Annotated in this window: 25 protein-coding genes; 7 read left to right on the forward strand and 18 right to left on the reverse strand. The window is 62.2% G+C overall.

The features are described from left to right. Nucleotides 1–4: 4 nt before the first annotated feature. Nucleotides 5–523, forward strand: a complete 519-nt coding sequence (locus tag L1088_RS08685) for a Uma2 family endonuclease (protein ID WP_234554583.1) — start codon at nucleotides 5–7, stop codon at nucleotides 521–523. Nucleotides 524–526: 3 nt separating this feature from the next. Here L1088_RS08685 and fba read toward each other — a convergent pair whose 3' ends face one another. The 3 genes from fba to panC form a co-directional block, all read right to left on the reverse strand. Next, nucleotides 527–1,444, reverse strand: coding sequence for a class II fructose-1,6-bisphosphate aldolase (gene fba / locus L1088_RS08690; RefSeq protein ID WP_234554584.1), 918 nt, complete (start codon nucleotides 1,442–1,444; stop codon nucleotides 527–529). Nucleotides 1,445–1,525: 81 nt separating this feature from the next. Next, nucleotides 1,526–2,635 (reverse strand): type IV pilus twitching motility protein PilT, encoded by a 1,110-nt coding sequence (locus tag L1088_RS08695; RefSeq protein ID WP_234554585.1) that lies wholly within the window; start codon nucleotides 2,633–2,635, stop codon nucleotides 1,526–1,528. Then, a complete protein-coding gene (panC, locus tag L1088_RS08700) occupies nucleotides 2,632–3,462 on the reverse strand; it encodes a pantoate--beta-alanine ligase (RefSeq protein ID WP_234554586.1) in 831 nt (276 codons plus the stop codon). Before panC ends, L1088_RS08695 begins: the two co-directional genes overlap by 4 nt. A 21-nt stretch (nucleotides 3,463–3,483) precedes the next feature. Here panC and L1088_RS08705 point away from each other — a divergent pair, with 21 nt between their 5' ends. Both L1088_RS08705 and L1088_RS08710 read left to right on the forward strand, forming a co-directional pair. Beyond that, nucleotides 3,484–3,765 carry a hypothetical protein gene (locus L1088_RS08705; RefSeq protein WP_038049042.1) on the forward strand — a complete coding sequence of 94 codons (282 nt, stop codon included), beginning with the start codon at nucleotides 3,484–3,486 and terminating at the stop codon, nucleotides 3,763–3,765. A 6-nt stretch (nucleotides 3,766–3,771) separates the two neighbouring features. Further along, on the forward strand, nucleotides 3,772–4,323 hold the full coding sequence (locus tag L1088_RS08710; RefSeq protein WP_234554587.1) for a Uma2 family endonuclease: 552 nt from the start codon (nucleotides 3,772–3,774) through the stop codon (nucleotides 4,321–4,323). Here L1088_RS08710 and rsfS read toward each other — a convergent pair whose 3' ends face one another. The 15 genes from rsfS to L1088_RS08790 all read right to left on the reverse strand — a co-directional run bounded on the left by rsfS (nucleotide 4,324) and on the right by L1088_RS08790 (nucleotide 18,842). Continuing rightward, nucleotides 4,324–4,665 (reverse strand): ribosome silencing factor, encoded by a 342-nt coding sequence (gene rsfS, locus L1088_RS08715; RefSeq protein ID WP_234554588.1) that lies wholly within the window; start codon nucleotides 4,663–4,665, stop codon nucleotides 4,324–4,326. Nucleotides 4,666–4,671: 6 nt separating this feature from the next. After that, on the reverse strand, nucleotides 4,672–5,769 hold the full coding sequence (locus L1088_RS08720; protein WP_234554589.1) for an LCP family protein: 1,098 nt from the start codon (nucleotides 5,767–5,769) through the stop codon (nucleotides 4,672–4,674). Next, nucleotides 5,759–6,316, reverse strand: coding sequence for a bis(5'-nucleosyl)-tetraphosphatase (symmetrical) YqeK (gene yqeK / locus L1088_RS08725; RefSeq protein ID WP_234554592.1), 558 nt, complete (start codon nucleotides 6,314–6,316; stop codon nucleotides 5,759–5,761). The genes L1088_RS08720 and yqeK overlap by 11 nt, the downstream gene beginning before the upstream one ends. Continuing rightward, the gene (nadD, locus tag L1088_RS08730) at nucleotides 6,291–6,851 is read right to left on the reverse strand and encodes a nicotinate-nucleotide adenylyltransferase (RefSeq protein ID WP_038049029.1); all 561 of its coding nucleotides are present in this window, start codon (nucleotides 6,849–6,851) and stop codon (nucleotides 6,291–6,293) included. Before nadD ends, yqeK begins: the two co-directional genes overlap by 26 nt. Nucleotides 6,852–6,853: 2 nt before the next feature. Then, nucleotides 6,854–8,110 (reverse strand): GTPase ObgE, encoded by a 1,257-nt coding sequence (gene obgE / locus L1088_RS08735; protein ID WP_234554594.1) that lies wholly within the window; start codon nucleotides 8,108–8,110, stop codon nucleotides 6,854–6,856. A 19-nt stretch (nucleotides 8,111–8,129) separates the two neighbouring features. Beyond that, a complete protein-coding gene (gene rpmA, locus L1088_RS08740) occupies nucleotides 8,130–8,387 on the reverse strand; it encodes a 50S ribosomal protein L27 (protein ID WP_135343779.1) in 258 nt (85 codons plus the stop codon). Nucleotides 8,388–8,390: 3 nt separating this feature from the next. Next, nucleotides 8,391–8,696 carry a 50S ribosomal protein L21 gene (rplU, locus tag L1088_RS08745; RefSeq protein WP_038049025.1) on the reverse strand — a complete coding sequence of 102 codons (306 nt, stop codon included), beginning with the start codon at nucleotides 8,694–8,696 and terminating at the stop codon, nucleotides 8,391–8,393. Between the two features lie 88 nt (nucleotides 8,697–8,784). Further along, entirely contained in the window at nucleotides 8,785–11,802 is a 3,018-nt protein-coding gene (locus L1088_RS08750) for a Wzz/FepE/Etk N-terminal domain-containing protein (RefSeq protein ID WP_234554596.1), read from the reverse strand. Between the two features lie 18 nt (nucleotides 11,803–11,820). Beyond that, on the reverse strand, nucleotides 11,821–13,242 hold the full coding sequence (wbaP, locus tag L1088_RS08755; protein WP_234554598.1) for an undecaprenyl-phosphate galactose phosphotransferase WbaP: 1,422 nt from the start codon (nucleotides 13,240–13,242) through the stop codon (nucleotides 11,821–11,823). Nucleotides 13,243–13,262: 20 nt separating this feature from the next. Beyond that, nucleotides 13,263–14,417 carry a glycosyltransferase gene (locus L1088_RS08760; protein ID WP_234554600.1) on the reverse strand — a complete coding sequence of 385 codons (1,155 nt, stop codon included), beginning with the start codon at nucleotides 14,415–14,417 and terminating at the stop codon, nucleotides 13,263–13,265. Between the two features lie 5 nt (nucleotides 14,418–14,422). Next, nucleotides 14,423–15,226 carry a glycosyltransferase gene (locus L1088_RS08765; protein ID WP_234554601.1) on the reverse strand — a complete coding sequence of 268 codons (804 nt, stop codon included), beginning with the start codon at nucleotides 15,224–15,226 and terminating at the stop codon, nucleotides 14,423–14,425. Between the two features lie 9 nt (nucleotides 15,227–15,235). Next, nucleotides 15,236–16,297: an EpsG family protein gene (locus L1088_RS08770; RefSeq protein WP_234554602.1), complete on the reverse strand. Its 1,062-nt coding sequence runs from the start codon at nucleotides 16,295–16,297 to the stop codon at nucleotides 15,236–15,238. 794 nt (nucleotides 16,298–17,091) lie between these two features. After that, a complete protein-coding gene (locus L1088_RS08780) occupies nucleotides 17,092–18,168 on the reverse strand; it encodes a glycosyltransferase family 4 protein (RefSeq protein WP_234554603.1) in 1,077 nt (358 codons plus the stop codon). A gap of 87 nt (nucleotides 18,169–18,255) precedes the next feature. Next, the gene (locus L1088_RS08785) at nucleotides 18,256–18,597 is read right to left on the reverse strand and encodes a hypothetical protein (RefSeq protein ID WP_234554604.1); all 342 of its coding nucleotides are present in this window, start codon (nucleotides 18,595–18,597) and stop codon (nucleotides 18,256–18,258) included. Then, on the reverse strand, nucleotides 18,558–18,842 hold the full coding sequence (locus tag L1088_RS08790) for a hypothetical protein (RefSeq protein WP_234554605.1): 285 nt from the start codon (nucleotides 18,840–18,842) through the stop codon (nucleotides 18,558–18,560). Before L1088_RS08790 ends, L1088_RS08785 begins: the two co-directional genes overlap by 40 nt. A 451-nt stretch (nucleotides 18,843–19,293) precedes the next feature. Here L1088_RS08790 and L1088_RS08795 point away from each other — a divergent pair, with 451 nt between their 5' ends. From L1088_RS08795 to wecB, 4 genes are all read left to right on the forward strand, one after another. Continuing rightward, a complete protein-coding gene (locus L1088_RS08795; RefSeq protein ID WP_135261166.1) occupies nucleotides 19,294–19,575 on the forward strand; it encodes a transposase in 282 nt (93 codons plus the stop codon). Between the two features lie 5 nt (nucleotides 19,576–19,580). Next, on the forward strand, nucleotides 19,581–20,528 hold the full coding sequence (locus L1088_RS08800; protein WP_234554606.1) for an IS3 family transposase: 948 nt from the start codon (nucleotides 19,581–19,583) through the stop codon (nucleotides 20,526–20,528). Next, nucleotides 20,497–20,745: a glycosyltransferase family protein gene (locus tag L1088_RS08805; protein ID WP_234554607.1), complete on the forward strand. Its 249-nt coding sequence runs from the start codon at nucleotides 20,497–20,499 to the stop codon at nucleotides 20,743–20,745. The genes L1088_RS08800 and L1088_RS08805 overlap by 32 nt, the downstream gene beginning before the upstream one ends. Nucleotides 20,746–20,863: 118 nt before the next feature. Continuing rightward, nucleotides 20,864–21,943, forward strand: a complete 1,080-nt coding sequence (gene wecB / locus L1088_RS08810) for a non-hydrolyzing UDP-N-acetylglucosamine 2-epimerase (protein ID WP_234554608.1) — start codon at nucleotides 20,864–20,866, stop codon at nucleotides 21,941–21,943. The last annotated feature ends 292 nt before the right edge of the window (nucleotides 21,944–22,235 follow it).

The following is a 22,235-nucleotide window of genomic DNA, read 5'->3' on the forward strand; positions in this document are numbered from 1 at the left end:
GGCCATGGCCCGGCGGTACCGCTTTGGCATCGAGGAGTTCGAGCGCCTCTTCCAGGGGGTCACGGGGGTGGAGCTTCTGGATGGGGAGGTGTACCAGATGAGCCCTATTGGTCCTAGGCACGCCGAGGTAGTAGCCCGTTTAGTGACCCGGTTCGCCCAGGCCCTGGGGGATCAAGCCCGCGTCTGGCCGCAAAATCCCGTGCGCCTGCCCCCGGGCTCCGAGCCCCAGCCCGATATCGCCCTTCTCAAGCCCAAGGACTACTGGGAAAGCCTCCCCACCCCTGAGGACGTCCTCCTCCTGGTGGAGGTAGCCGACGCCAGCCTGGAGTACGACCGGGAGGTAAAGCTCCCCATCTACGCCCAAGCGGGCATCCCCGAGGTGTGGCTTCTGGACCTCCAGGGAAACCGCCTCCATATCTTCCGCGCCCCCAAAGAGGGCCTCTACACGGAACACCGGGTGCTCCTCCCCGGGGAGGAGGCGGAACCCCTTCACTTCCCCGGGGTGCGGGTGGCCTGGCCCTAGGGGCTACGCCTTCCCCACGGAGCCGAAGAGCTCCATGCGGCTTTTCACCACCTCCTTCACCGCCTCCCGGGCCGGGCCCAGGTACTTCCTGGGGTCGAACTCCTTGGGGTTCTTCAGGAGGCCCTCCCGGAGAAGGGCGGTAAAGGCCAGGCGCAGGTCGGTGTCGGTGTTGATCTTGGCGATGCCCATGGCGATGGCCTTCCTTATGTCCTCGGGGTGGATGCCCGCCGCCTCCCCGATCTCCCCCCCGGCGGCGCGGAAGCGCTGGATGAGCTCAGGGGGCACGGAGCTTGCCCCGTGCAGGACCAGGGGGGCCTCCACCAGCCCGGCGATCCGCTCCAGGCGGGGGAAGTCGATGAAGGGCCTTCCCTTCCCCTTGTAGGCCCCGTGGCTGGTGCCGATGGCCACCGCCAGGTAGTGGGCCCCGGTGCGCTCCATGAAGAGGCGGGCCTCCTCGGGGTTGGTGAGGAGGGCGTCCTTCTCGTCCACGGCCACGTGCTCCTCGATGCCCGCCAGGCGGCCAAGCTCCGCCTCCACCGTGACCCCCACCGCCTGGGCCGCCTCCACCACCCGCCGGGTCTCCCGAACGTTGGTCTCGAAGTCCTCGTGGGACTTGTCGATCATGACGCTGGTGAAGCCCTCCCGGAGGGCCCTTAGCACGCTTTCGTAGCTGGAGCCGTGGTCCAGGTGAATGGCCACGGGCACCCGGGCCTCCTGGGCCAGGGCCACCGCCATGCGGGTCAGGGCCCGGCCCCCGTACTTCATGGCCCCTTCGGAGAGGGCCAGGATCACCGGGCTCCTGAGCTCCTCGGCGGCCTCGAGGATGGCCTGGGTGAGCTCCATGTTGTTGGTGTTGAAGGCCCCCACGCCGTAGCCTTCCGCCCGCGCCTTCTTCAGGATTTCCAAACCGGTCACCAACATAAGCGCCTCCGCCGGGATTATACCCCGCCGCTTATGGAAGCGTGGAAAGGTTGCTAGGCCCCGCGCTCCTCCCGGGGGGCCTCAGTAGGCCTGGCCCGTGGCCTTGGTGAGGAGGAGGCGGAACTCGTGGGGGCTGGTGGCCGAGGCCAGGGCGTCCTCCAGGGAGATGAGCCCCCCGGTGTAGAGCTCCACCAGGTGCTGGTCGAAGGTGCGCATGCCGTGGATGGAGCCCTCCATCATGGCCTCCTTGATCTGGGGGGTCTTGTCCTCGTCCTTGATGAGCTCCCGCACGTAGGGGGTGGCGATGAGGACCTCGAGGGCCAAGACCCGCCCCGCCCCGTCCGCCCGGGGAAGAAGCCGCTGGGAAAGGATGCCAAGAAGCGACTCCGCCAGGAGGATGCGCACCTGCTGGTGCTCGTGCAGGGGAAAGAACTCGATGATGCGGTTGATGGTGCGCCAGGCGTCCAGGGTGTGCAGGGTGGAGAGGACCAGGTGCCCGGTCTGGGCGGCCATGAGGGCGGCCTCCACCGTCTCCTTGTCCCGCATCTCCCCAATGAGGATCACGTCCGGGTCCTGGCGCATGGCGTACTTGACCCCGGAGTAGAAGCTGTCCGTGTCCAGCCCCACTTCCCGCTGGACCACCAGGCTCTTCTTGTGCCGGTGCAGGAACTCGATGGGGTCCTCGATGGTGATGATGTTCTTGGCGTAGTGCAGATTGATGTGGTCGATGAGGGCCGCCAAGGTGGTGCTCTTCCCTGAGCCCGTGGGCCCCGTGACCAGGATCAGGCCCCGCTCCTTACCCGCCAGCCCCTCCATCACCTCCCGGGGCAGGCCCAGGGCCTCAAAGCTGGGAATGACCTCTGCCACCACCCGCATGACCAGGCCGAAGCTTCCCCTTTGCCGCATAAGGTTGCAGCGGAAGCGGGCCACCCCGGGGATGGTGTAGGCGAAGTCCAATTCCTTGCGGTACTCCACCTCCTCCCACTGCTCCGGGGTGAGGAGGGCCTTGGCGATGGCTTCGGTGTCCTTGGGGGTAAGGGGGCGGTTGCCGAAAGGGCGGAGCTTCCCATCCACCCGGATCACCGGGGGGGCCCCCGCCTGCAGGTGGATGTCCGAGGCCCGGGCCTGCACCATGGCCTTGAACATCTCCAAAAGGCTCCCCTTCCCCTCCTGGGTGAAGGCCTCGCTCATGGATGGACCTCCAGGTTGTCGATGAGGCGCACCTCAGGAAAGCGCCCGGCGGCGATCCCCCGGGCCCCCGGCACCCAGTCGGAAAGGGGGAGGAGGGTTTCCGGATGCACCAGGGCCAGGTAGTCCTTGCGGAACTCGGGCACCTCGGCCAAAACCCCCTCCCCGGCCCGCAGGGCCTCGGCCACACTCCCGCCCGCCCAGGCCACCTCCCGCATGGCCCAAAGGGCCCGGTAAAGGAGGTTGGCCTTCCCGCGGGTTTCCGGGGAGAGGTAGACGTTGCGGCTGGAAAGGGCCAGGCCGTCCTCCTCCCGCACCGTGGGCACCCCCACCACCTCGAGGGGGAACCCCAGGTCCCGCACCATCCTGCGGATCACCAGAAGCTGCTGGTAGTCCTTCTCCCCGAAATAGGCCCGCTCCGGGTGCACGAGGAGGAAGAGGCGGGCCACCACCGTGGCCACCCCCTGGAAGTGGCCGGGGCGCACCGCCCCCTCCCAAAGGGCCGTGAGGGGCCCCTCCACGCTGACCCGGGTGGAGAAGCCCGCCGGGTACATCTCCTCCACGCTGGGAGCGAAGAGGAGGTCTACGCCCGCCGCTTCCAAAAGGGCCCGGTCCCGCTCCAGGTCCCGGGGGTAGCGGTGGTAGTCCTCCCCCGGGCCGAACTGCAGGGGGTTGACGAAGATGGAAACCACTACGAAGGGGTTTTCCCTCCGGGCCCGCTCCACCAAGGCCAGGTGCCCCCGGTGCAGGTAGCCCATGGTGGGGACAAAGCCTACCCCCTCCCGGGGCAGGGCCGCCCGGAGTTCCGCCACGGTGCCCACCACGTTCACGGGGCTCAGTATACTTTCCCCGTGGGCAAGAAGAAGCGCGAGGAAAAGCTCAAGAAAAAGGCCCTGAAGGAATGGGAGGAAAAGCGGCCGAAAACTTTTCGCGAGGCCCTAAAGTACTTCCCCGGGGTCTTTTTGCGCACCACCTTGGTGATGGTGGGCGCGGTGGCCCTGATCCTACTGGCGGGCCTCCTGGGCCTAGGGGTGGCCGAGAGCTTTTGGTTCCAGCTCCTGGTGTACCTGGGCTTCTACCTGGCCTTCCAGCGCTTCATCATGGGGCCTTTGGCCCCACCCCGGATAAAATGAGGGCCGATGGCTGAGCCCGCGGAGGTCCAGCGCCCCCTGACCCTCGAGGCCTACCTGGAGGAGGAAGCCCAAAGCCCCGTGCGCCACGAGCTGGTCCGGGGCTTCCCCAGGGCCATGGCTGGGGCCAGCCGCCGCCACAACCTCCTGGTGGTGGCCCTGGTGGCGGCCCTCTTCCCCAGAGCCCGGGAAAAGGGGTGTCGGGTACATGCGGAAACCTTCAAGCTCAAGGTGGCCCCCGACACCGTCTACTACCCCGACCTCATGGTGGTTTGCGGCCCTCCCGGGGAAAACCCCTTCTGGGAAGAGCGCCCCTGCCTGGTCCTGGAGGTCCTCTCCCCTTCCACAGAGGCCCAGGACCGCTGGGAGAAGATGCGGGCCTATCTGGGCCTGGAAACCCTCCAGGCCTATCTGCTCCTGGACCCCGAACAGAAGGGCCTCGAGGGGTATTTCCGCGAGGGGAAAGGGTTCAGCCTAAGGCGCTACACCGGGGGGCGGGTGCCCCTGCCCTGTCTGGACACTTCCCTAGACCTCGAGGCCCTCTACTCGGCCCTGGGGTAGTCAGATCCTCTCGGCGTCCGCCCAGAAGCCTTCCAGGTCGTAGTACTCCCGGGCCTCGGGGGTCATGAGGTGGACCACCACCTCCCCGTAGTCCAGGACCACCCAGCGGGGGCTCTGCCCCTCCGTGGGCCGGGGGCGGAGGCCCTCCTCCTCCAGCTTCTCCTGCACGTGCCGCTCCAGGGCCTGCAGGTGGGGGGTGCTGGTGGCGCTGGCCACCACAAAGTAGTCCAGGCTCTCGGACACCGCCCGGAGGTCCAGGGCCACCACCTTTTCCGCTTTCTTTTCCCAAAGGAGATCCTTGATCCTGGCTACCAGCTTCACTGCCTCGAGGGTCTTTACCATCTACCCCTATTGTACCAGGTCCCGCCCGAGCTCCACCACCACCCCGGGAACCGGCTGGTGGGGGGCCAAAAGAGGCAGATGAAAGAGCTCCGCAAAGTAGCCTCCCGCCTCGAGGTCCTTGGCGTACACGGCGCTCCGCGCCACCTCCGCCTCCTCCACCTGCACCTCCACCCCCTCCCGGGCCAAAAGGGCCTGGCCCCAAAGGATCAGGTCCCTTTCCCCCCGTAGGCGCACGGGAACCTGCGGCGGGGATGAGGGCAGGGCCATGCCCATCCATGCGGCCAGGAACTGGGCCTTGGCCCGCTCGTCCACATAGAGGAAGGTCCCCTTCCCCTCCTGGGTGGGCAGGGTGGCAAGGGAAAGCCTAAGGCCTCGGATTCCAGGGAGGTGGGCCAAAACCTCCTCCAGGGAAAGGTCGGTGTCCAGCTCCCGCCAGGCCTCCCTTAGGGCCAGGGTCACGGCCGGCCAGGTGCGGGGGTCCTGGGCCTTTTTGAGCACCTGGGAGACCACCCCCTTGATGCGGTCCAGCCGGGCGTAGTCCCCCAGGGCGTCCATGCGGAAGCGCATGTACTTCACCGCCTCCTCCCCATTTAGGTGAAGCCTTCCCGCAGGGAAGTCGATGAAAAGCTTCGCCGCCCGGTCGGTGTAGCGCATGGGCCTTTCCAGGTAGACCTCCACCCCTCCCACCGCATCCACCATCCGGGCCACGCTTTCCAGGGTGAGGATGACGTGCCTTTCCACCACCAGGCCCGTGGCCTCCTCCACCGCCCGCTTGAGGAGCTCCGCCCCGCCCCGGGCGTAGGCGGCGTTGATCTTGCCCCCCACCATGGGGCTATAGAGGTCCCGGGGAATGGCCAAGGCCCTGGCCTCCCCTCCCCTTAGGCGCACGTAAAAGATGGTGTCCGTGCGGCTTCCCGGGCCGCAGGGGGTGTGGTAGCCGCAGTACTCGATGTCCCGGGCCGCCACCACCACTCCCATCTCGGGCAAGGCCCCAACCCTCCTGGGCCGCACCCCTTCCTCCTCCCCCGGCCGGGGCCAGGAAAGCGCCAATCCCAGGGCGAAAAGGCTCAGGGCCAACAGGAGGAAGGAGGTCCTAGGACGCATGGAGCAGGCTCTGGTACACCGCCAGGGTCCTCGGGTGGACGGGGATCCCCTTGCCCTTCAGGTACTCCACCTTGTTGCGCACCGCCTGGCGGTAGGCCTCCAGGAGGTTTCCCGAAAGGGCGAGCTCCCGGATCTCCCCGTTCACCCCCCGGCCGGGCTCAGAGACGTCGGCGATGTAAAGGGCCATGCCGAGGCCGTTTCTTGGGTCCACCCCGTACACGTGCCCCTCCACCGCCTCGAGGACCTCCTTGTCCTCTACCCCCCAGGCCTCGGCCAAAACCCGGGCCGCCCGGCCGTGGAGGGATAGGGGATGGGCCTCCTCCACCTCGTTTTCCGGAGGGGCCAGGCGGGCCAGCTCCTCCAGGGGAAGGTCCCGGGCGGCGTCGTGCAGGATCCCCGCCAGATAGGCCCTTTCCCCGTCCAAGCCGTTTTTCTCCGCGATCTCCCGGGCCAGGGCCGCCACCCTTTGGATGTGGGCCCACCGCTCGGGACGGACCAAGGCCTTGACCTTCTCCAGAAGCTCAGCGGTAGAGACCGTGCCGTTCAAGGTACACCTCCACGGGCCTGGGCACCCAAAAGCGCACGCTTTTCCCCTCCCGGATGCGCCTGCGGATCTCGGTGCTGGATATCCCCACCTCCGGGACCAGAAGGGGCACCACGGGCACCGGCATGGTTTCCAAGGGGTAGCCGGGCCGGGCCACGGCCACCAGGGTGGCCAGCTCGGGAAGCCGGTGCCCTTCCTTCCAGGTGAGGACGTCCCGGTAGGCGTCCGCCCCGGTGATGAAGAAGAGCTCGTCCCCTGGGAAAAGCCTCCGGGCCTCTTCCAGGGTGTCCACGGTGTAGCTGGGCCCAGGGCGGTCCAGCTCGAGGCGGGAGGCGAAGAAGCGCCCCTCCTCCGCCGTGGCCAGGAGGACCATCTCGTAGCGGGCCTCTGGGGGCGCCACCGGGGTCTTGTGGGGCGGCCTGGCGGCCACCACGAAGAGCACCCGGTCCAGCCCCAAGGCGCTTGCGGCCTCGCTGGCGGCCAGGAGGTGCCCCAGGTGGATGGGATCGAAGCTGCCGCCGAAAAGGCCAATGCGCACCGCTAAACCTCCGGGATGTACTCAAACTCCTTGTCCCCGATGCGCACGAGGTCCCCCGCCCGCACCCCCTTGGCCTTGAGGGCCGCCTCCACCCCGTGGCGCCGGAACACCTCCTGAAGGTAGCCCGCCGCCTCCTGTATATCTCCCTTGAGCCGCCTCAGGTAGCGCTCCACCTGCGGGGCCCGCACCTCGTAGACCCCTTCCGCCACCGGCACCACCTCCACCCCGGCCTCCACCACCGCCTTTGGCGCAGGCTTGGGAAGCTCGGGGGCAGGGGTGGCCTTCACCAGGCTCAAAAGGGCTTCCTTCAGGGCCTCCAGGCCCTCCCCCGTGAGGGCGCTCACCGGCAGGACGGGAAGCCCCTCTCCCGCCAGCTCCGCCACCTTTTCCTTCACCTCCTCCGGGGAAAGGAGGTCCACCTTGTTGAGGGCGATGAGGCTTGGCCGCCTGAGGAGGTCCTTGTCGTAGGCCCCCACCTCCTGGCGCAGGGTATGGAGGGTCTTGAGGGGCTCCTGGGTAGCGTCCAGGACGTAAAGGAGCACCCGGGTGCGGGCGATGTGGCGCAAAAACTCCAGGCCCAAGCCCTTTCCCTGGCTTGCCCCCTCGATGATGCCGGGGATGTCCGCCAGGGTGAAGCGCTCCTTCTCCACCTCCCCCACCTCCACCACCCCCAGGTTGGGGCTCAGGGTGGTGAAGGGGTAGGGGGCAATCTTGGGGTGGGCCCGGGTGGTGGCGGCGAGGAGGCTGCTCTTCCCCGCGTTGGGGTAGCCCACCAGCCCCACGTCGGCGATGAGCATGAGCTCCAGCCTCAGGCGGCGCCTCTCCCCTTCCTCCCCCGCCTCGGCAAAGCGGGGCGCCTGGCGGGTGGGGGTGACGAAGTGGGCGTTGCCCCGCCCTCCCTCTCCCCCACGGGCCACCAGGAGGACCTGGCCCTCCTCCGTGAGGTCTCCAAGAAGCTCCCCCGTGTCCGCATCGAAGACCCGGGTGCCCCGGGGCACCTCCACGTAGAGGTCCCGCCCCGCGCGTCCGTGCTGGCCGCTTCCCTTGCCGTGCTCCCCGTCCTCGGCCCTATAGGTGCGCTGGGAAAGCTCGGAAAGGGAGTCCACGCTCCCCTTGGCCCGGAGGTAGACGCTCCCCCCCCGCCCCCCATCCCCCCCGTCCGGCCCCCCTTTGGGCACGAACTTCTCCCGCCGGAAGGAAACGGCACCGTCGCCACCCCTTCCGGCGGCGACGGTGATCAGGAGAACGTCTTGGAACATCCGGGCACGCCCCTTTGGCCTACGCCAAGGGGCGCACGCTCACGAAGCGGCCCAGCCGCCCCTTGTCCTGAAACTCCACCACCCCGTCCACCAGGGCGAAGAGGGTAAAGTCCCGGCCCATGCCCACGTTCTTCCCGGGCTTGAACTGGGTGCCCCGCTGGCGGACCAGGATGTTCCCGGCCCTCACCACCTGGCCCCCGTAGCGCTTGACCCCGAGGCGCTTGGCCTGGGAGTCGCGGCCGTTCTTGGTGGAACCCAAACCCTTTTTATGTGCCATGGCTCACCCCTGGATCTCCTTGATGAGGATCTCCGTGTAGGGCTGGCGGTGCCCCTTCTTCCTGCGGTACTGGACCTTGGCCTTGAAGCGGGAGATGGTCACCTTCTTGCCCTTCCCGTGGCCCAGGACCTCGGCCACCACCTTGGCCCCCTCCACCACGGGAGCCCCCACCGCCGCCTTCTCGCCCCCCAGGAGGAGGACGGGAAGCTCCACCAGGCTTCCGGGCTCGGCCTCGAGCTTCTCCACCCGAAGCCTCAGCCCGGGCTCCACCCGGTACTGCTTGCCGCCGGTCTTGACGATCGCGAACATGGCTTCCCCTTCCCAAAAGCCCCCGAAGGGGCTACCGGCTTTCCACTATACCCAACCCCGGGCCTTCCTTCAAGCAAGGCCCCCCAGGCTACCCCGCCGCCTCCGGCTTGGGCGCTCTCAGGGCTTCCGCCACGAAGGCCGCCATCACCCCCAGCATGAGCCCCAGAGCCACCGCCAAGGCCAAGATGAGGCCCCGCTTGGGGGCCACCTTCTCGTAGACGGGGAAGGCCGGGGCGATGACCTGGGCCAGGGCGTTCTGGGAGCTCGCCAGCTCGATCTGCAGGTCGGTTTTCTTCTGGGCGAGGGCCAGGTAGGCGTTCTTGGCCAGCTCCAAGGCCTGGCTGAGCCGGTCCTGCTCCACCTGGGCCCGGGCCACCCGCTCCTTGAGGAGGTTGATGCGGCTTTCCACCTGGGCGATGCGGGCCTGAAGGGCCGCCCTCCGGGCCGAAAGCCTCGCCTCCTCCGCTTGAGCGTCGATGAGGGCCGAGCGCAGGCGTTGGTACTCGGGGTTGGGGTTGTCAAAGGCCAGGTCCTGCGCGGTGAGGTTGGCGATCTGGTCGTAGCGTGAACGGAAGGCTTCATAGGCCGCCTTCTTGGTGTTGTATTCCAGAAGAATAGCCTCCTTTTCCCGCTCTTGAACGGCGATCTGGGTCCGCAGGCTCTGGATGCGGCGCTCGTACTCCTGGAGGTTGCGCTCCAGCGCCTGGCGCTCGGCTTCCAAAGCCGCCCGCTCGGCCTCGAGGGCCACCACCTGGTCCCGGAAGCGCAGGACATCCGGGCTCACCTCCCGAAGCCGCATGTCCGGCTTCGCCGCCAACCGCTTCAGGTTCTCCGCATACCGGTACACCGCATTGTAAATGTCCCGCGCCACGTCCAGCTCCGTGGCCAAACGCACCCGCCTCGCCTCCTCCTCCGCTATCCGCTCCTGCAACGACTGCACCTGCGGCTCAAGCCGCGAGGCCTCAGCCCCAAGCGCCTTTTCCTCCGCTTCCAGCGCCGCCAGTTGGACCTCTAGGTCGATGATCTGGTCCCGGAAGCGCAGGACATCCGGGCTCACCTCCCGAAGCCGCGTGTCCGGCTTCGCCGCCAACCGCTTCAGGTTCTCCGCATACCGGTAAACCGCATTGTAAATGTCCCGCGCCACGTCCAACTCCGTGGCCAAACGCACCCGCCTCGCCTCCTCCTCCGCTATCCGCTCCTGCAACGACTGCACCTGCGGCTCAAGCCGCGAGGCCTCGTCCTGCAAAGCTGCCTCTTCACGCTCCAAAGCCGCCAGATCGGCCCGAAGGTCCAAAGCGGTAAAGAGAAGCTTTTGGTGGGTGGGGTTCAGCTCCTGGTTCCGCAACTTCAACCCCACCAAGGCCTGAAGATCTCCCCCACGGGCCAGGACCGCAGCCACCGCCGGATCCGCCACCACCTCCCTTTCCAAGGCCAGAAGCTTGGGCTCTTTAGCGAGTTCCGCTTCCGCTTCCGCAAGGCGCCTTTGGAGCACCGCTCGCTCCGTGGGGATCCTCTCAAGGCGCTGCCTGATTCCCGCCACCCGGTCGGTAAAGCCCCCCAGCTGCTGCTTCAACACCGCCAACTGGCTCTCACGCTGGTACGCCTGCCACGCAGCCTCCGCCGCCTTCAGCCGACCATCCGCCTCCCTCAACCGCTCCGCTACCAAAGCCTCCGCCTCCTTCACCGTTAAACCCGCCACCAGGTTCTCCAGCGATAGGCCCGGAAGCTCGGCCTTGAACTGCTCAAATCGTTGCCGGGCTACCCCAAGTGCCTCCTGCACCCTGGCACGCTCCGTCACAATCCCGTTCAACCGCTGCCGGGTCCCTGCCACCCGGTCGGCAAAGCCCCCCAGCTGCTGCTTCAGCACCGCCAACTGGCTCTCCCGCTGGTACGCCTGCCACGCAGCCTCCGCCGCCTTCAGCCGACCATCCGCCTCCCGGAGGCGCTCCGCTACCAAAGCCTCCGCCTCCTTCACCGTTAAACCCGCCACCAGGTTCTCCAGCGATAGGCCCGGAAGCTCGGCTTTATACTCCTCCAAGCGGGCCTGCGCCTCCCGCAGCTGGGTTTCCCGGACAGCCAGCTCCTTGCGGATGCCCAGCAACCGGGATTGGGCGGAGGCAAAACCCTCCACATAAGCGCTGAGCTCTGCCTGCCACACGGGAATGCGCTCACGCCCTTTGAACTTCTCTAAGGACTGGGCGGCGGCGGCATAGCTTTGCTGCGCTCTTTCCGTTTCCCGCTTCAAGTTCGCCTTAGCTGCCTCCAATTGCCTGCCCATGATGGCCAGCTGCTCGGGGCTGGTGCCGATGGGCACCAAGGCGGCCTGCCTCCGGGCTTCCGCTTCCAGGGCATCCGCCTTTCCCCGTACCGCCGCCAGGTCCCTATCCAGGGCCGAAAGCTCCTGGTCCAGGCTCACCCGCTCCCCCGTTTTGGCATCCAGCTCCGCCTTGTCCTGAGCCAAGGTGGTGGCGCGCTGAAAGGCCTCCCAGCGGCCCTGGGCCTCCCGGTAGGCCCTCTCCGCCGGGGCGATCTGCTCCTCCAGGGCTTGGAGGTTGGCCTCCAGGCGGGCCAAGGGAATGCGGTTCACCCGCTTGGTGACCGCCTCCGCCCACAGGTTGGCCGCCCGTGCCGCCACCTCGGGGGCGGGGGCCTCCACCGTGAGGGAAGCCACCACCGGGGGCACCTGGCCCTGGGGCACCGCCTGCTGCCTGGGGGACTCGTTCTTGATCTTGAAGTCCTTCACCATCCGCTCCAGGCCCGGGGTGCCCCCCTGGTCCTGCCAGGCGGTGGGGAGCTTGCCCTCCCGCCTCAGGGCCTCCCAAACCTCCCGCGTCACCTCCTCGGAGAAGGCCAAAGCCCTTAGGCCCTCAAAGGTGAGGAGGTTTTGCCCTTGCACCTGGATGCGCTGCTCCAGCTGGGCCTGCACCTGCACCGGGGCCACGTTCACCGTGGCGGTGGAGGCGTAGCGGGGCTCGGCGATGAAGAAGGCGTAGATGAGGGCCACCACAGCTAAGACCAAGGGAAAAGCCCAAAGCAGACGGCGGTGCCGCCCGAGAATGGCCACCACGTCCCGAAGGGAAAGCTCGTCCTGAGGCGCCTGCAGCATACTCGGGCCAGTATACCCTTAGTGGGCACCCTTGCGCGTCAGAAGCACCCAGACCGTACGGGCCAGAATATAAAAGTCCAGCCAAAGGGACCAGTTGCGAACGTAATACGCTTCTAGGGCCACCCTGTCAGCAAATTCAAGTTGATTCCTCCCCATTACCTGCCATGGTCCCGTTATCCCTGGACGCACACTTTCATACAGCTTCGCAAGAGGACCATAATATGTCTCGAGCTCTTCCTTAAAAGCTGGGCGAGGTCCTACCAAACTCATATCCCCGCGTATTACGTTCCACAGTTGGGGTAGCTCGTCCAAACTCGCTTTACGCAAAACCTTGCCTATCACCGGCAACACCCTCGGGTCGTTTTTTAGTTTGCGAAATCTTTCCCATTCTTCCTTGGCTTTGGGGTCTTCTTCTAGAAGAACTTTCAGCCTCTCCTCCGCATCTAAATACATAGTGCGCAACTTCCAAATACGAAAGGGCTTGCCCCCGTAGCCAATGCGCTCTTGGAAAAACAAGAAGGGTCCTCTGTCCACGAGGATAATCAGAAGGCCCAGTATGGCCATGAGGGGCAGGCTAAGCAGAAACAAGGGCACACTCAAACTCAAATCTAAAACACGCTTTGTCAATTGATTGCGGCGTAAAAGCAAATTCTTCTTAATCTCCAGCCCCAAAGTACCTCCCAAATCGCGCGCAGAGACCCAGAGGCTTTGCATCTCCAAAAGGTCCGGCACCAAGATCACCTGCGGAAAGGAGAGGCCTTCCAGGACTTCCAATAAGCGCCTCCTGCCCACCCCCGGCATGGCCAAGACGGCCGTCCTCACCCCCCGCCGGGCCCACGCTTCCGCTTCCGCCAAGGTCCCCAAGACGGGCAGGCCCTCCACCTCCTTCTCCCGCTTTGCGGGGTCGTCGTCCAGGAAACCCACGGGCCTTAGCCCCAAGGCCTTTTCCCGCAGGAGGGCTCGGGCCACCAACGCCCCCGTCTTGCCCGCCCCCAGGATAAGGACCGGCGTTCCCCAAAGGCCCAGGCGCACGAGACCCTCCCTCATCAGTGCTTCAGCTAAGGGGGGCAGGACCAGGGCAAAGGCAAAGGCAAAGGCCAGGACCCCTCGAGACCACCCCTCCCGCAGAAGCAACCATTCCCAGGCGATGAGGGCCAGGAACATGAGCAGGGTCACCTGCACCTTCCGGCGCATCCGCTCCACCGGGGGAAGCCCGTACCCGGGGTAGAGGCCGGCCAGGGCGTAGCCCAGGGGAAAGAGGAGAAGGGCCAAGGCAAGGGAACCCGGGATTTGGGGGGGCACCTTGGCGGGCAGAAATGCATCTAAGGCCAGCCGCAGAGTGTAGCCGAGCAAAAGGGAAAGCTCCAGGGCCAGAAGGTCCGCCACCAGCAGTCCCAAAAGCGGGGCCACCCGCCTCACGATCCCAAAGCGCTCCGCCAAAGGCGCCCTCCGAGGCGCCATCACAACCGGTCCCTGCTGCATGCTTCCAGCACCTCCCCATAGAAGGCCAGGGTTTCCCGTACCATCCTCTCCACGGTGAAACCCGAAGCCTTTTTTCGGCTCTCCTCCCCCATCCTTCGCCGCAGGGCTGGATCTGCCGCTAGAATGCCCATGAAACGGGCCAGGGATACAGCGTCGCCAACCGGATAGATAAACCCATTAACCCCTTGCGTAACGATATCCGTAGCCCATCCCACTGGGGTGGTGAGTATGGGTAAACCTGCACCGGCAGCCTCCAACAGCACAATGACCGCCGATTCATAAGCGCTAGAGAGCACGAAGGCATCAAATCCGCGCATGGCCAAACGCCCCTCCTGATACCCCAGGAAAAGCGTGGCGTGCGCAATCTCCAGGTCCTTGGCCATGGCCTCGAGGGAGGGGCGAAGGGGCCCATCCCCCACGAACACCAGCTTAGCCCTTCCCGGGAAGCGAGAGACAAACTCGGCAAAAGCCCTTAGGGCCACCTCAGGGGCCTTTTGAAGGTCCAAGCGCCCCACAAAGCCGAAGACCACCTCATCCCCTTGGAGGCCCCAAGAACGGCGGAGGAACTCTCGCTCGACCGGGGATGGGGGCTCTAGGGATAAACCGGCCGGCGGAATGATCCTGAAGGGCACCTTGGAAAACCCTAGGCGCTCGTACTCCCGGTGCTCATAGGTTGAACCCAGGATGAAGCCATCGGTAAGGCGGGCTAGGGCACTTTCTGCTGCGGCGTAAAGCCACCTCTCTGCGGGTTTTAGGTAGGGGGACAGCGTTACAAACGCATGCGGGTTGTACACTACCTTAGACCGAGGGAAAGCCAGCTTAAGAAGGCGCGCCAGAGCACCCCCCTTGGAGCTGTGCCCGTGGACGATGTCAAAGGGGCCGCGACGCAGGGCATACCCCACCAGCCCCGCCCAAGCCCGCAGGTCTGAAGGATGGGGAGAACGACGCATAGGGATCTCCACAAGGGAAACCCCCGCCTCCCGCAGGGCGTTCAGAGCCTCCAACATAAAGGCGTCCGCCCGCAGGAGGGAGTAGGCCAAGTGGTTTTCTACCCCCTCCCTCGCAAGCCCGGGCAACAACTGCGCCACGTGCCGGGCCGTTCCACCCGCAGTAGCTTCCAAGATGTGAAGCACTCGCATTATAGCCACCCGCGCCACCTCGCCAAACGCCTTTTCAAGAACTGCACCACAGGTACAGGCACGGCTAAAAGAATGATGCTTTTCATCAAGCCAAGCCAGCTTTCTTTGTAGTGAGGCTCAAAGTACTTCAACATAACCTTTATTCGGCTCAAAATCTGCCGCCTACGCTTGGCCAGCGAAATACCCTTTGGATTCACGTGGCATGTCAGCACCACGTCGGGCAGGTTAGCAACTTTATAACGCTTGGTCAGTCTGAAAAACAGCTCATAATCCTCAGCCGCAGGAAAATGCTCGGAGTAAAAACCCACCTCCTGAAGGGCGGACGACCGCAACATCACCGCTGGATGGATGAAGCAGCTTCTAGCATGCATAATTCGGCTAATTTCTTCGTGGCTCGTCGGGAACTTTTCGGGGAACAATTCAACGCCGCTGTCATCCACAAATCGCACCTGGCCCCCAACAAGGGCGTATTCTTGGTGTTTTTCTAGAAAATCTCTCTGCTTGAAAAATCTTCCCGGATAGCAAAGGTCGCCTGCATCCAAGCGAGCCACATAACGGTAACCCCTTTGTAGAATCCAACTTAAACCATAATTGAGCGCGTGTTCTATGCCCATGTTTGCATCTAACCGTAAGACAAACCCTCGGTGCGGCTGAGGAAGCCCCCTCAACTGAATCGGGGGATCGCTCCCGTCGTCCACCACTACGACATCGAGGGGAAAGTTCTCGTCTATGGAAGCTAGGCTACGCTCGAGGCCTTCCTGGTTGTTATATACGGGGATTAAAACAGCTATGTCAGGTCTCATGGCGACCCCTCAGGGATTGTAGTTGAAAACCGTCCTATACGGCAAGAAGGGTGTTAACGTACCCGTCAGCTGGCCATCGTAATCGGAAAGGAAATTCCTGTACAAGAAGAAGCAACTTGCTATACCTGCTAGGGTCAAACCTAACCAAAAGGCTTTAGAGGGAGCTAGTCCGTTACGATCAAGCCAGCGTAAAAGAACTAGGGGGGTACTAGCAGCCAATATGTCCAGGATGCGCAATCCGGCGTAGGAGAAAAGAGCAAGACCTTGCCCCAAAAGGGTTAGCATAAGCAGCAAGGTCGCTACCTTCATTCTCCGTACATCAAATGGCATAATGAATCCAAAAAGGATTGTAGTGACTGCAAACGAGCGGGACAAGCCCGACCACACGGATGGTGAGGCGTAATCCGCATATAGAAATAGCTTTGCTTCCAAATACTCCTGCCTACTTACCGCTAAAAGAAGCAGCCCAACCAAAAAGACCGTCGCTCCAGCCACAACTGCCGGCCTTTTCAAGTTTATTTCCAATAGAAAGAGCAAAAGGGCGATAACAGCAGCAGAGTAGTGGAACAAAGTGGCTGTCAAACTAAGAACAACATATGCCCAAAACTTTCCTCGCCTTAAGGCTTGCCACCCCAATAAAATGAAGGCAAAAGCAAGCCCAAAGCGAATAGCGTTCATACCCAGCTGATACACAAAAGCAGGGAAAAGGTAAAGGAAAAACACTTTTTGTTCTGTTTTGTCGGCTCTCATGTAAAAGAGAGTCAACGTAGCCATAAAGAGCAACCCAATGGCGCGTACCGACCAGACCTCAGATTGGGTTATATGCAAGAAAATTTTCGAAACCGCTACAAAGGCAGGCTCCCACCCGCTAAGGAAAAGAGATTGCTCACCCCTTAAAAGTTGCCCCAGCAACTGCTCATAGATTCCAAAGGTATCAGTACCGCTGTAGCGTATTACAATTACGATTGTTACATAAAGAAGGGCAGGCAGGAAAACCAACTTACTCCGCAAGCCCATATACCACAGCATCGCACCCCAATAACTCAGCAACCACCCAGCAATGTACACCACGCAGCACCTCCCTATTGAACCTACCTAGCCGTACCGCCAATAAGCGCACCATGCATGGGTGCGGGCACTGCCCCTCGACAGGAAAGTAAAGTATAAGTTTCCATCACCAGCGGCTGTCGTAAAAGTCCCCCACCTCACCTTACGCGGCCCTGGCCAGCCGCTTCACCAGCAAGCGTAGCATGCCCAAGTACAACCACGCCTCGCTGACGGAAGGATGCTGCTCGTAATCCTTGCTCAACCTCCGGTTCCTCCCCAACCACGCCAACGCCCGCCCCATCCCCCACCGCTTGGGCAACGGTTTGGTCACGGGCATAGCCTGGCGTAAGGAGGGCGAACGTACGCCCGGAGCATCCTCCCCCCGGTATCCACCACCACCTGGCGTTGCAAGCTAGCCTTCGGCTGACCCGCCCCTTCACCCTCTTGGCTCCGTCGTTGCCTCGGGGCCCCCCCTTTTTCGTGGTCTTCACCGATTGGCCCTCCACCACCAGGGCGCTGGGAGAGGCATACCGCCTTTCCCGGTCCCGCCGGACCAGGGTCTGGGCTGCTCTCTCCCAAACCCTTACAAGCTAGCCTTCGGCTGACCTTTTTGCCCCTTGCGGAAGTAGTTGCGGTTCCTTTGGGGTGGGGGCCCCAAAGACGATCTCTCGGCGAGGCACCTTGGCGGGGCGACCCCCGGGCTTGAGAGCAGGCATCAGGGGCTCAAGGATGGCCCATTCCTCATCGCTGAGGTCGCTGGGGTGGGATGGGCGTGTCCTCTGCGCCCTTCAAGGGTGCAAGACTTTTACAACCGTCTCTTAGGTGCGATCACTCGATGCAAGCACCTGTTCAAAAAACAAAAGCCTTTCTTTCTCTTTAACTGCTAGGTCCAAGTGGGAAATCGCACTCCTTGAAACTCGCCTACCTTTCCACTCTTCCACGAACCTTTTAATCTCCGTTAAAGAGCCTTCTATATTATTTTCCGTATTCGGCAAGCGCAAAATAAAGGGGGCACCCTCTGGAAAATCCGTATCGTCATAAGCGATGATAACTGGCAGTCCTAAGGCCAGGTATTCACGCACCTTTAGGGGTGACGCTTCGTTCATACCGTTCCGATGAAGGGCAAGGGTACCTATCCCCACATCGGCTGTGGCAATTATAGGCAAATACTGTTCTTTCGTGAGAAAGCCGTGGGCAACTACATTTGCCGAAGCGCACACCACCTTGTCCACCCCGATCAAGTGGAACTTCCAGTCAGGAAATGCAAGAGCTAACCGGCAAATCTTATCTATACCGTGCCACGGTGCAACCTCCGCAAGAAATACCAGCACAGGCTTCTCATTCACCGCTGGGGGTAGGGTTGGGATAACCCTAAAATCAATGCCATTGGCAATAACTTTCTTATGAGCCAAGACTCTCCTGTAATAAGAGGAATATGCAAGCTCTCTTGTAGGGAATACAAATCCTTTTACCCTCCTGTCCAAGAGAGGCCGCGATAAAGAGTGGTAGACGTGGTGGGCAAACTGCTTGTATAAGCGTAACTCTGCAAGCTCATCGGAGTTAATCTCAACTACCGTTGGGAATGTCTCCGCTAGAGCCACATAGGTGGGGTACACCATGTCTCTTCTCAAATATACCAAGTCTGGGGACCAGCTTCGGACGCGGTACCCCAGGTCCCTTAATGCCAGATGGCGCGAAGCAGACATGGGGCCACCCTTATACACAATAAACTCTTCCCACTCCGAAGCTCCGGCCTGCAATTCCTCCTTCCTGGTCAGCCAGAATACCCGCACGAGATGCCCAAACTGCCTCCACCAAGTAGCCTGTGACAGTATTTTCTTTACAACCCCACTGCTTCTTGAAAAATTAACGTGTGCTATGTACGCGATCTTCATGTACCCTCCATTCAACCCACCTTTTGGGAAGTGGTCCTCTTTATAGAAAACAGACACCTCTTTCGGATATTCACCCGCATACCCAGCTCACGCCACCGCCAGCAACACCCGGGCAATGGGCAGACCCGCCTCCCCAAGAAGCTGGGCCACCACGCTCCAGGCCATCATCCACGCCTCCACCTGCCCTACCACTGCCTTCAGCCCCCTCAGCAGGCCAAAAACCGTCTCCACCTCCCACCACCGCCCCAAAAGCCTCCGGTACGCACCCCTCCTCCGCCGCCGCAGGTTGGCTACCCGCCCCTCCCCCTTGGACCTCCCCCGTCTCCGGTTGTGTCTCGTCACCAGAAGCATCCCCCGTCCCACCGGGGAGTCGTGGGAAGGGGCAGGGGTCACCCGCAGAGCCAGCGCCTCCCCTGTGTCCAGGTCCACCAGCAGCCCAGGAGCCTGCGGAGCTGGGGGTTGCGGGCCAGTTCCCGGCGCAGGCGCTCGGTGGAGAAGCCCAGGAGGATGCGGACCAGTTGGAAGAGGAGAAGGCTGAGGTCTGAGAAGGTCCTGGGCCTGCCGGGTTTTCTCTCCGGTACTGGCAAGCGGGCTTGGAGCCATGCTTGGAGGAGGGAGACCAGGTCCTCCAGGGGCAGGGGTAGGATGGAGGAGGGTGTTTGGTGTTTTTCCATACGTTACCAAACACCCCCTTCTCCTTTGGCCTGTCAAGGGGGTATGCGGTGAATATCCGAAAGGGGGGAATATAATGGATAGAGCAATAGATGCACTAAAAAAATGCCGAGAGAATCGACGGAACCTGAATAGGGCGATTGTCAGAATAATGCCGCTAGCTTGCAATAAAGCGCTAGACAATAAGTAAACAACTAGGCTCGAGGTCATCATCACCTGAACGATTTTTCCGTTCCTGCTCCCGGATCACAGAGGAAGCTTCCACCGATTCCAGCTGCATGCTATTGCTGCGCACACTCACACAAACATATTACCACCCTCTCCTCTCTCTCGGATATTCCTTCGTTTGCTACCTCAAAGCTCCACCCCCGCCATCTTCAGGAGGATCCGACGATACGCGCCCTCTAGACTAAACGCCCAGTAGATGTTAGGCTGAGGGTCAAGGGGGACAGGATGAAGAAAGCCAAGCCGCTAACGCCACAGGTAAAGTTTCAGATCGCTCTGGAAGTCGTGAAAGGGGAGAGAAGCGCCGTGGAGATTGCCCGCGCGTACGGCATCCACCCCAACACCGTGTACAAGTACCGGGATGAGCTCATGACCAAAGGAGCTTCTCTCTTTTCCGAGAAGACCCCGGAGAAGGAGTACGAGAAGAAGATCCGCGAGTTGGAGCAGCTCATTGGGAAAAAAGAGGTGGAGATCGCCCTCCTAAAAAACTTCCTAGGGCAGGGGAGGTAGCCAAGATGCCTGTTGGGGAGCGCATCGCCTTGGCCAAGCAAGCCTTGGCTCAAGGGCTGGCTCCCCTGCCCAGGATCCTGAGTGCTCTAGACATCCCCCGGGCCACCTGGTACTACTACGGCCGGCAGAAGGTAGAGGCTGATAGGAAGAGGGAGGAAGAGGACCAGAAGACCCTGGCTCTGATCACCCAGGTGCTGCAGGAGCACCCCCGGTACGGCTACCGCCGGATCCAGGAGGAGCTGAAACGGAAGGGGATGCGGGTCAATGGCAAGCGCATCCGCCGGCTACTGAACGACTTCCACCTGGCTTTGAAGCGGGGCCTGAGGAAACCCAAACCCAACCCTCTCCTAGAGATTGTGCTTCTTGCGGGAGAGCGGGCAGACCTCCGGGCTTCCCTCTTGCGGGAAAGGGAACCCAAGCCCTTTGAACTCTTGTACACCGACTTCACCCTGCTGCCCTACGGAGGAGGCAAGGTTTGGTTTCTGCCCATTCTGGACCATGCCACCCGCGCGGTGCTGGCCTGGGGGATGGGGCCTTCCCCTACGGCGGAGCTGGCCCTGGGGGTATGGGATGGGGCCAAGGAGCGGATTCTCAGGGAAACGGGCCGGGAGCCCTGGGCTCTCATCCACCACGACCAGGGGGGAGCTTTTCTGAGCCACGAGTGGGTGGGGAAGCTTCTTCTGGAGGACGGGCAGAGGGTTTCGTATAGCCTGATGGGGCCGAGGGGGAACCCGGTGGTGGAGTCCTTCTTCTCTCGCTTTAAGGGGGAGAACCGGGACCTCTTCCTGGAAGCCCGAACGCTAGAGGAGCTGAAGGGGGTGATTGCGGAACGGATCAGATACTACCACGAGGGACGGCTGCACTCGGGGCTGGGATACCGGACCCCGGAAGAGGCTTTGCGGGAGGCTTTGGGGGCTTCCCATGGCAAAGAGACAGGAGGAGTTCAAAATTAGGGGCGCACATCAGGCTTCGGATTCTCCTCTCCGGAGGAGGATAGGTGCGGATACAGGGTGCGCTCTTTTGATTAACCCCTTGGATCCCGATGCGATTGCGGGCGCAACAGACCACTTGCTTAGTCATCCTGAGGAGGCCGAGGAGATGGGAAAGCGTGGGTTGCGTGTGGTTGAGCAAAAGTACAATTGGGAGCGGGAAAAGAAAAAGAGAAGCTAGCTATTTGTATTCTATAAAAAGCTCCTGGACAAAGACGACCTTGGGTCTTGGCAATGACTTGTCCGGCGCAGAGTAGAAAGGGTGGCTCAAACCTTAACAAAGCTTCGGAGGACTCAGGATGCGTAAAATCTTAACCGTGGTGGGGGCACGCCCCCAGTTCATCAAAGCGGCGGTGGTGTCTCGTGTGTTACGGGTTACTCCGGGGGTGCGAGAAGTGCTGGTTCACACAGGCCAGCACTACGATGACAATATGAGCCAAGTATTCTTTGAGGAGCTGGATATTCCGGAGCCCGATTACCACCTGGGGATCGGGGGAGGAAGCCATGGTCAGAACACGGGCCGTATGTTGGAAGCTATAGAAAAAGTATTGATAAACGAAAGGCCCCACTTAGTTTTGGTTTACGGGGATACCGATAGCACCCTAGCGGGCGCTTTGGCGGCCAGCAAGCTTCACATTCCGGTAGCCCATGTAGAGGCAGGCCTTCGCTCTTTTAATCGGCGTATGCCGGAGGAAATCAACCGAGTACTGACGGACCACATATCTAACCTTCTTTTTGCCCCCACGGAACAGGCCGTGCAAAACCTTTTGCGAGAGGGTCTTCCAATGAGTGCCATCCACTGGGTAGGGGATGTGATGTATGATGCAGCTCTTTACTATGGGGAAAAGGCAGAGAGATACAGCCAGATACTCCAGCGGCTCAACCTTCCGCCCAAGAGATATGTTCTGGCTACGGTTCACCGGGCAGAGAATACCGATGACCCTGTTCGGCTACGGGTTATTTTGGAGGCTCTGGTCCGGGTGCACCAGGAGGTGCCGGTGGTGTTTCCGGTGCACCCCCGTACCCGCAAGCGGGCGGAAGCCTACGGCCTACAAGGCTTATTAGATAAGGTCCTCAGCCTTGAGCCGGTGGGATACCTGGATATGGCAATGCTGGAAAAGAATGCCCGCCTCATTGCCACGGATTCTGGTGGTGTGCAGAAAGAAGCGTTCTTCTATGGGGTGCCATGTGTTACGCTCCGAGATGAAACAGAGTGGGTAGAGCTGGTGGAGTTGGGGTGGAACGTGGTATATCCGCCTCTAGACGTAGAGGTGGTTGTTGATGCTCTTTTGCGACAGTGGGAAGGAGCGAAGGCTTCTCCCTACGGTGAGGGCACCGCGGGGACCAGAATTGCAACCATTGTGGCGAATGGCTTTTAGAGGGTAGAGAATCAAAAGAGCGTGTTTTTGAGGACTACTATGAACATCTTGCTGATTAACCACTACGCAGGATCACCTTGCCACGAGATGAACCACCGCCCCTTTTATCTGTCCAGGAAGTGGGTACGCGCTGAGCAACCGATGTTCTCGAGCGGTGTGCTAGAGCCCACATTCCGCACCCCTCTCACTCCAGGAGGTAATATCGCTCCACCCCCAAGAGGCGCGCCACCCGCTCGTGATGGGGCTTGAGGTTTAGCACCGCCACCCGCCCTTCCAGGACCACCAGACGCAA

It is taken from the genome of Thermus caliditerrae (genome assembly GCF_021462525.1).
Classification (GTDB): domain Bacteria; phylum Deinococcota; class Deinococci; order Deinococcales; family Thermaceae; genus Thermus; species Thermus caliditerrae.

Bases quoted from the DNA above. Each gene is read 5' to 3' on its own strand.
- L1088_RS08800 (WP_234554606.1), top strand. From the start codon at position 19,581: ATGCCTGTTGGGGAGCGCATCGCCTTGGCCAAGCAAGCCTTGGCTCAA.
- L1088_RS08795 (WP_135261166.1), top strand. From the start codon at position 19,294: ATGAAGAAAGCCAAGCCGCTAACGCCACAGGTAAAGTTTCAGATCGCT.
- rpmA (WP_135343779.1), bottom strand. From the start codon at position 8,387: ATGGCACATAAAAAGGGTTTGGGTTCCACCAAGAACGGCCGCGACTCC.
- L1088_RS08720 (WP_234554589.1), bottom strand. From the start codon at position 5,769: ATGCGTCCTAGGACCTCCTTCCTCCTGTTGGCCCTGAGCCTTTTCGCC.
- L1088_RS08695 (WP_234554585.1), bottom strand. From the start codon at position 2,635: ATGAGCGAGGCCTTCACCCAGGAGGGGAAGGGGAGCCTTTTGGAGATG.
- L1088_RS08710 (WP_234554587.1), top strand. From the start codon at position 3,772: ATGGCTGAGCCCGCGGAGGTCCAGCGCCCCCTGACCCTCGAGGCCTAC.
- L1088_RS08750 (WP_234554596.1), bottom strand. From the start codon at position 11,802: ATGCTGCAGGCGCCTCAGGACGAGCTTTCCCTTCGGGACGTGGTGGCC.
- wecB (WP_234554608.1), top strand. From the start codon at position 20,864: ATGCGTAAAATCTTAACCGTGGTGGGGGCACGCCCCCAGTTCATCAAA.
- rplU (WP_038049025.1), bottom strand. From the start codon at position 8,696: ATGTTCGCGATCGTCAAGACCGGCGGCAAGCAGTACCGGGTGGAGCCC.
- rsfS (WP_234554588.1), bottom strand. From the start codon at position 4,665: ATGGTAAAGACCCTCGAGGCAGTGAAGCTGGTAGCCAGGATCAAGGAT.
- L1088_RS08790 (WP_234554605.1), bottom strand. From the start codon at position 18,842: ATGGAAAAACACCAAACACCCTCCTCCATCCTACCCCTGCCCCTGGAG.
- L1088_RS08780 (WP_234554603.1), bottom strand. From the start codon at position 18,168: ATGAAGATCGCGTACATAGCACACGTTAATTTTTCAAGAAGCAGTGGG.
- obgE (WP_234554594.1), bottom strand. From the start codon at position 8,110: ATGTTCCAAGACGTTCTCCTGATCACCGTCGCCGCCGGAAGGGGTGGC.
- L1088_RS08765 (WP_234554601.1), bottom strand. From the start codon at position 15,226: ATGAGACCTGACATAGCTGTTTTAATCCCCGTATATAACAACCAGGAA.
- fba (WP_234554584.1), bottom strand. From the start codon at position 1,444: ATGTTGGTGACCGGTTTGGAAATCCTGAAGAAGGCGCGGGCGGAAGGC.
- L1088_RS08685 (WP_234554583.1), top strand. From the start codon at position 5: ATGGCCCGGCGGTACCGCTTTGGCATCGAGGAGTTCGAGCGCCTCTTC.
- L1088_RS08805 (WP_234554607.1), top strand. From the start codon at position 20,497: ATGGCAAAGAGACAGGAGGAGTTCAAAATTAGGGGCGCACATCAGGCT.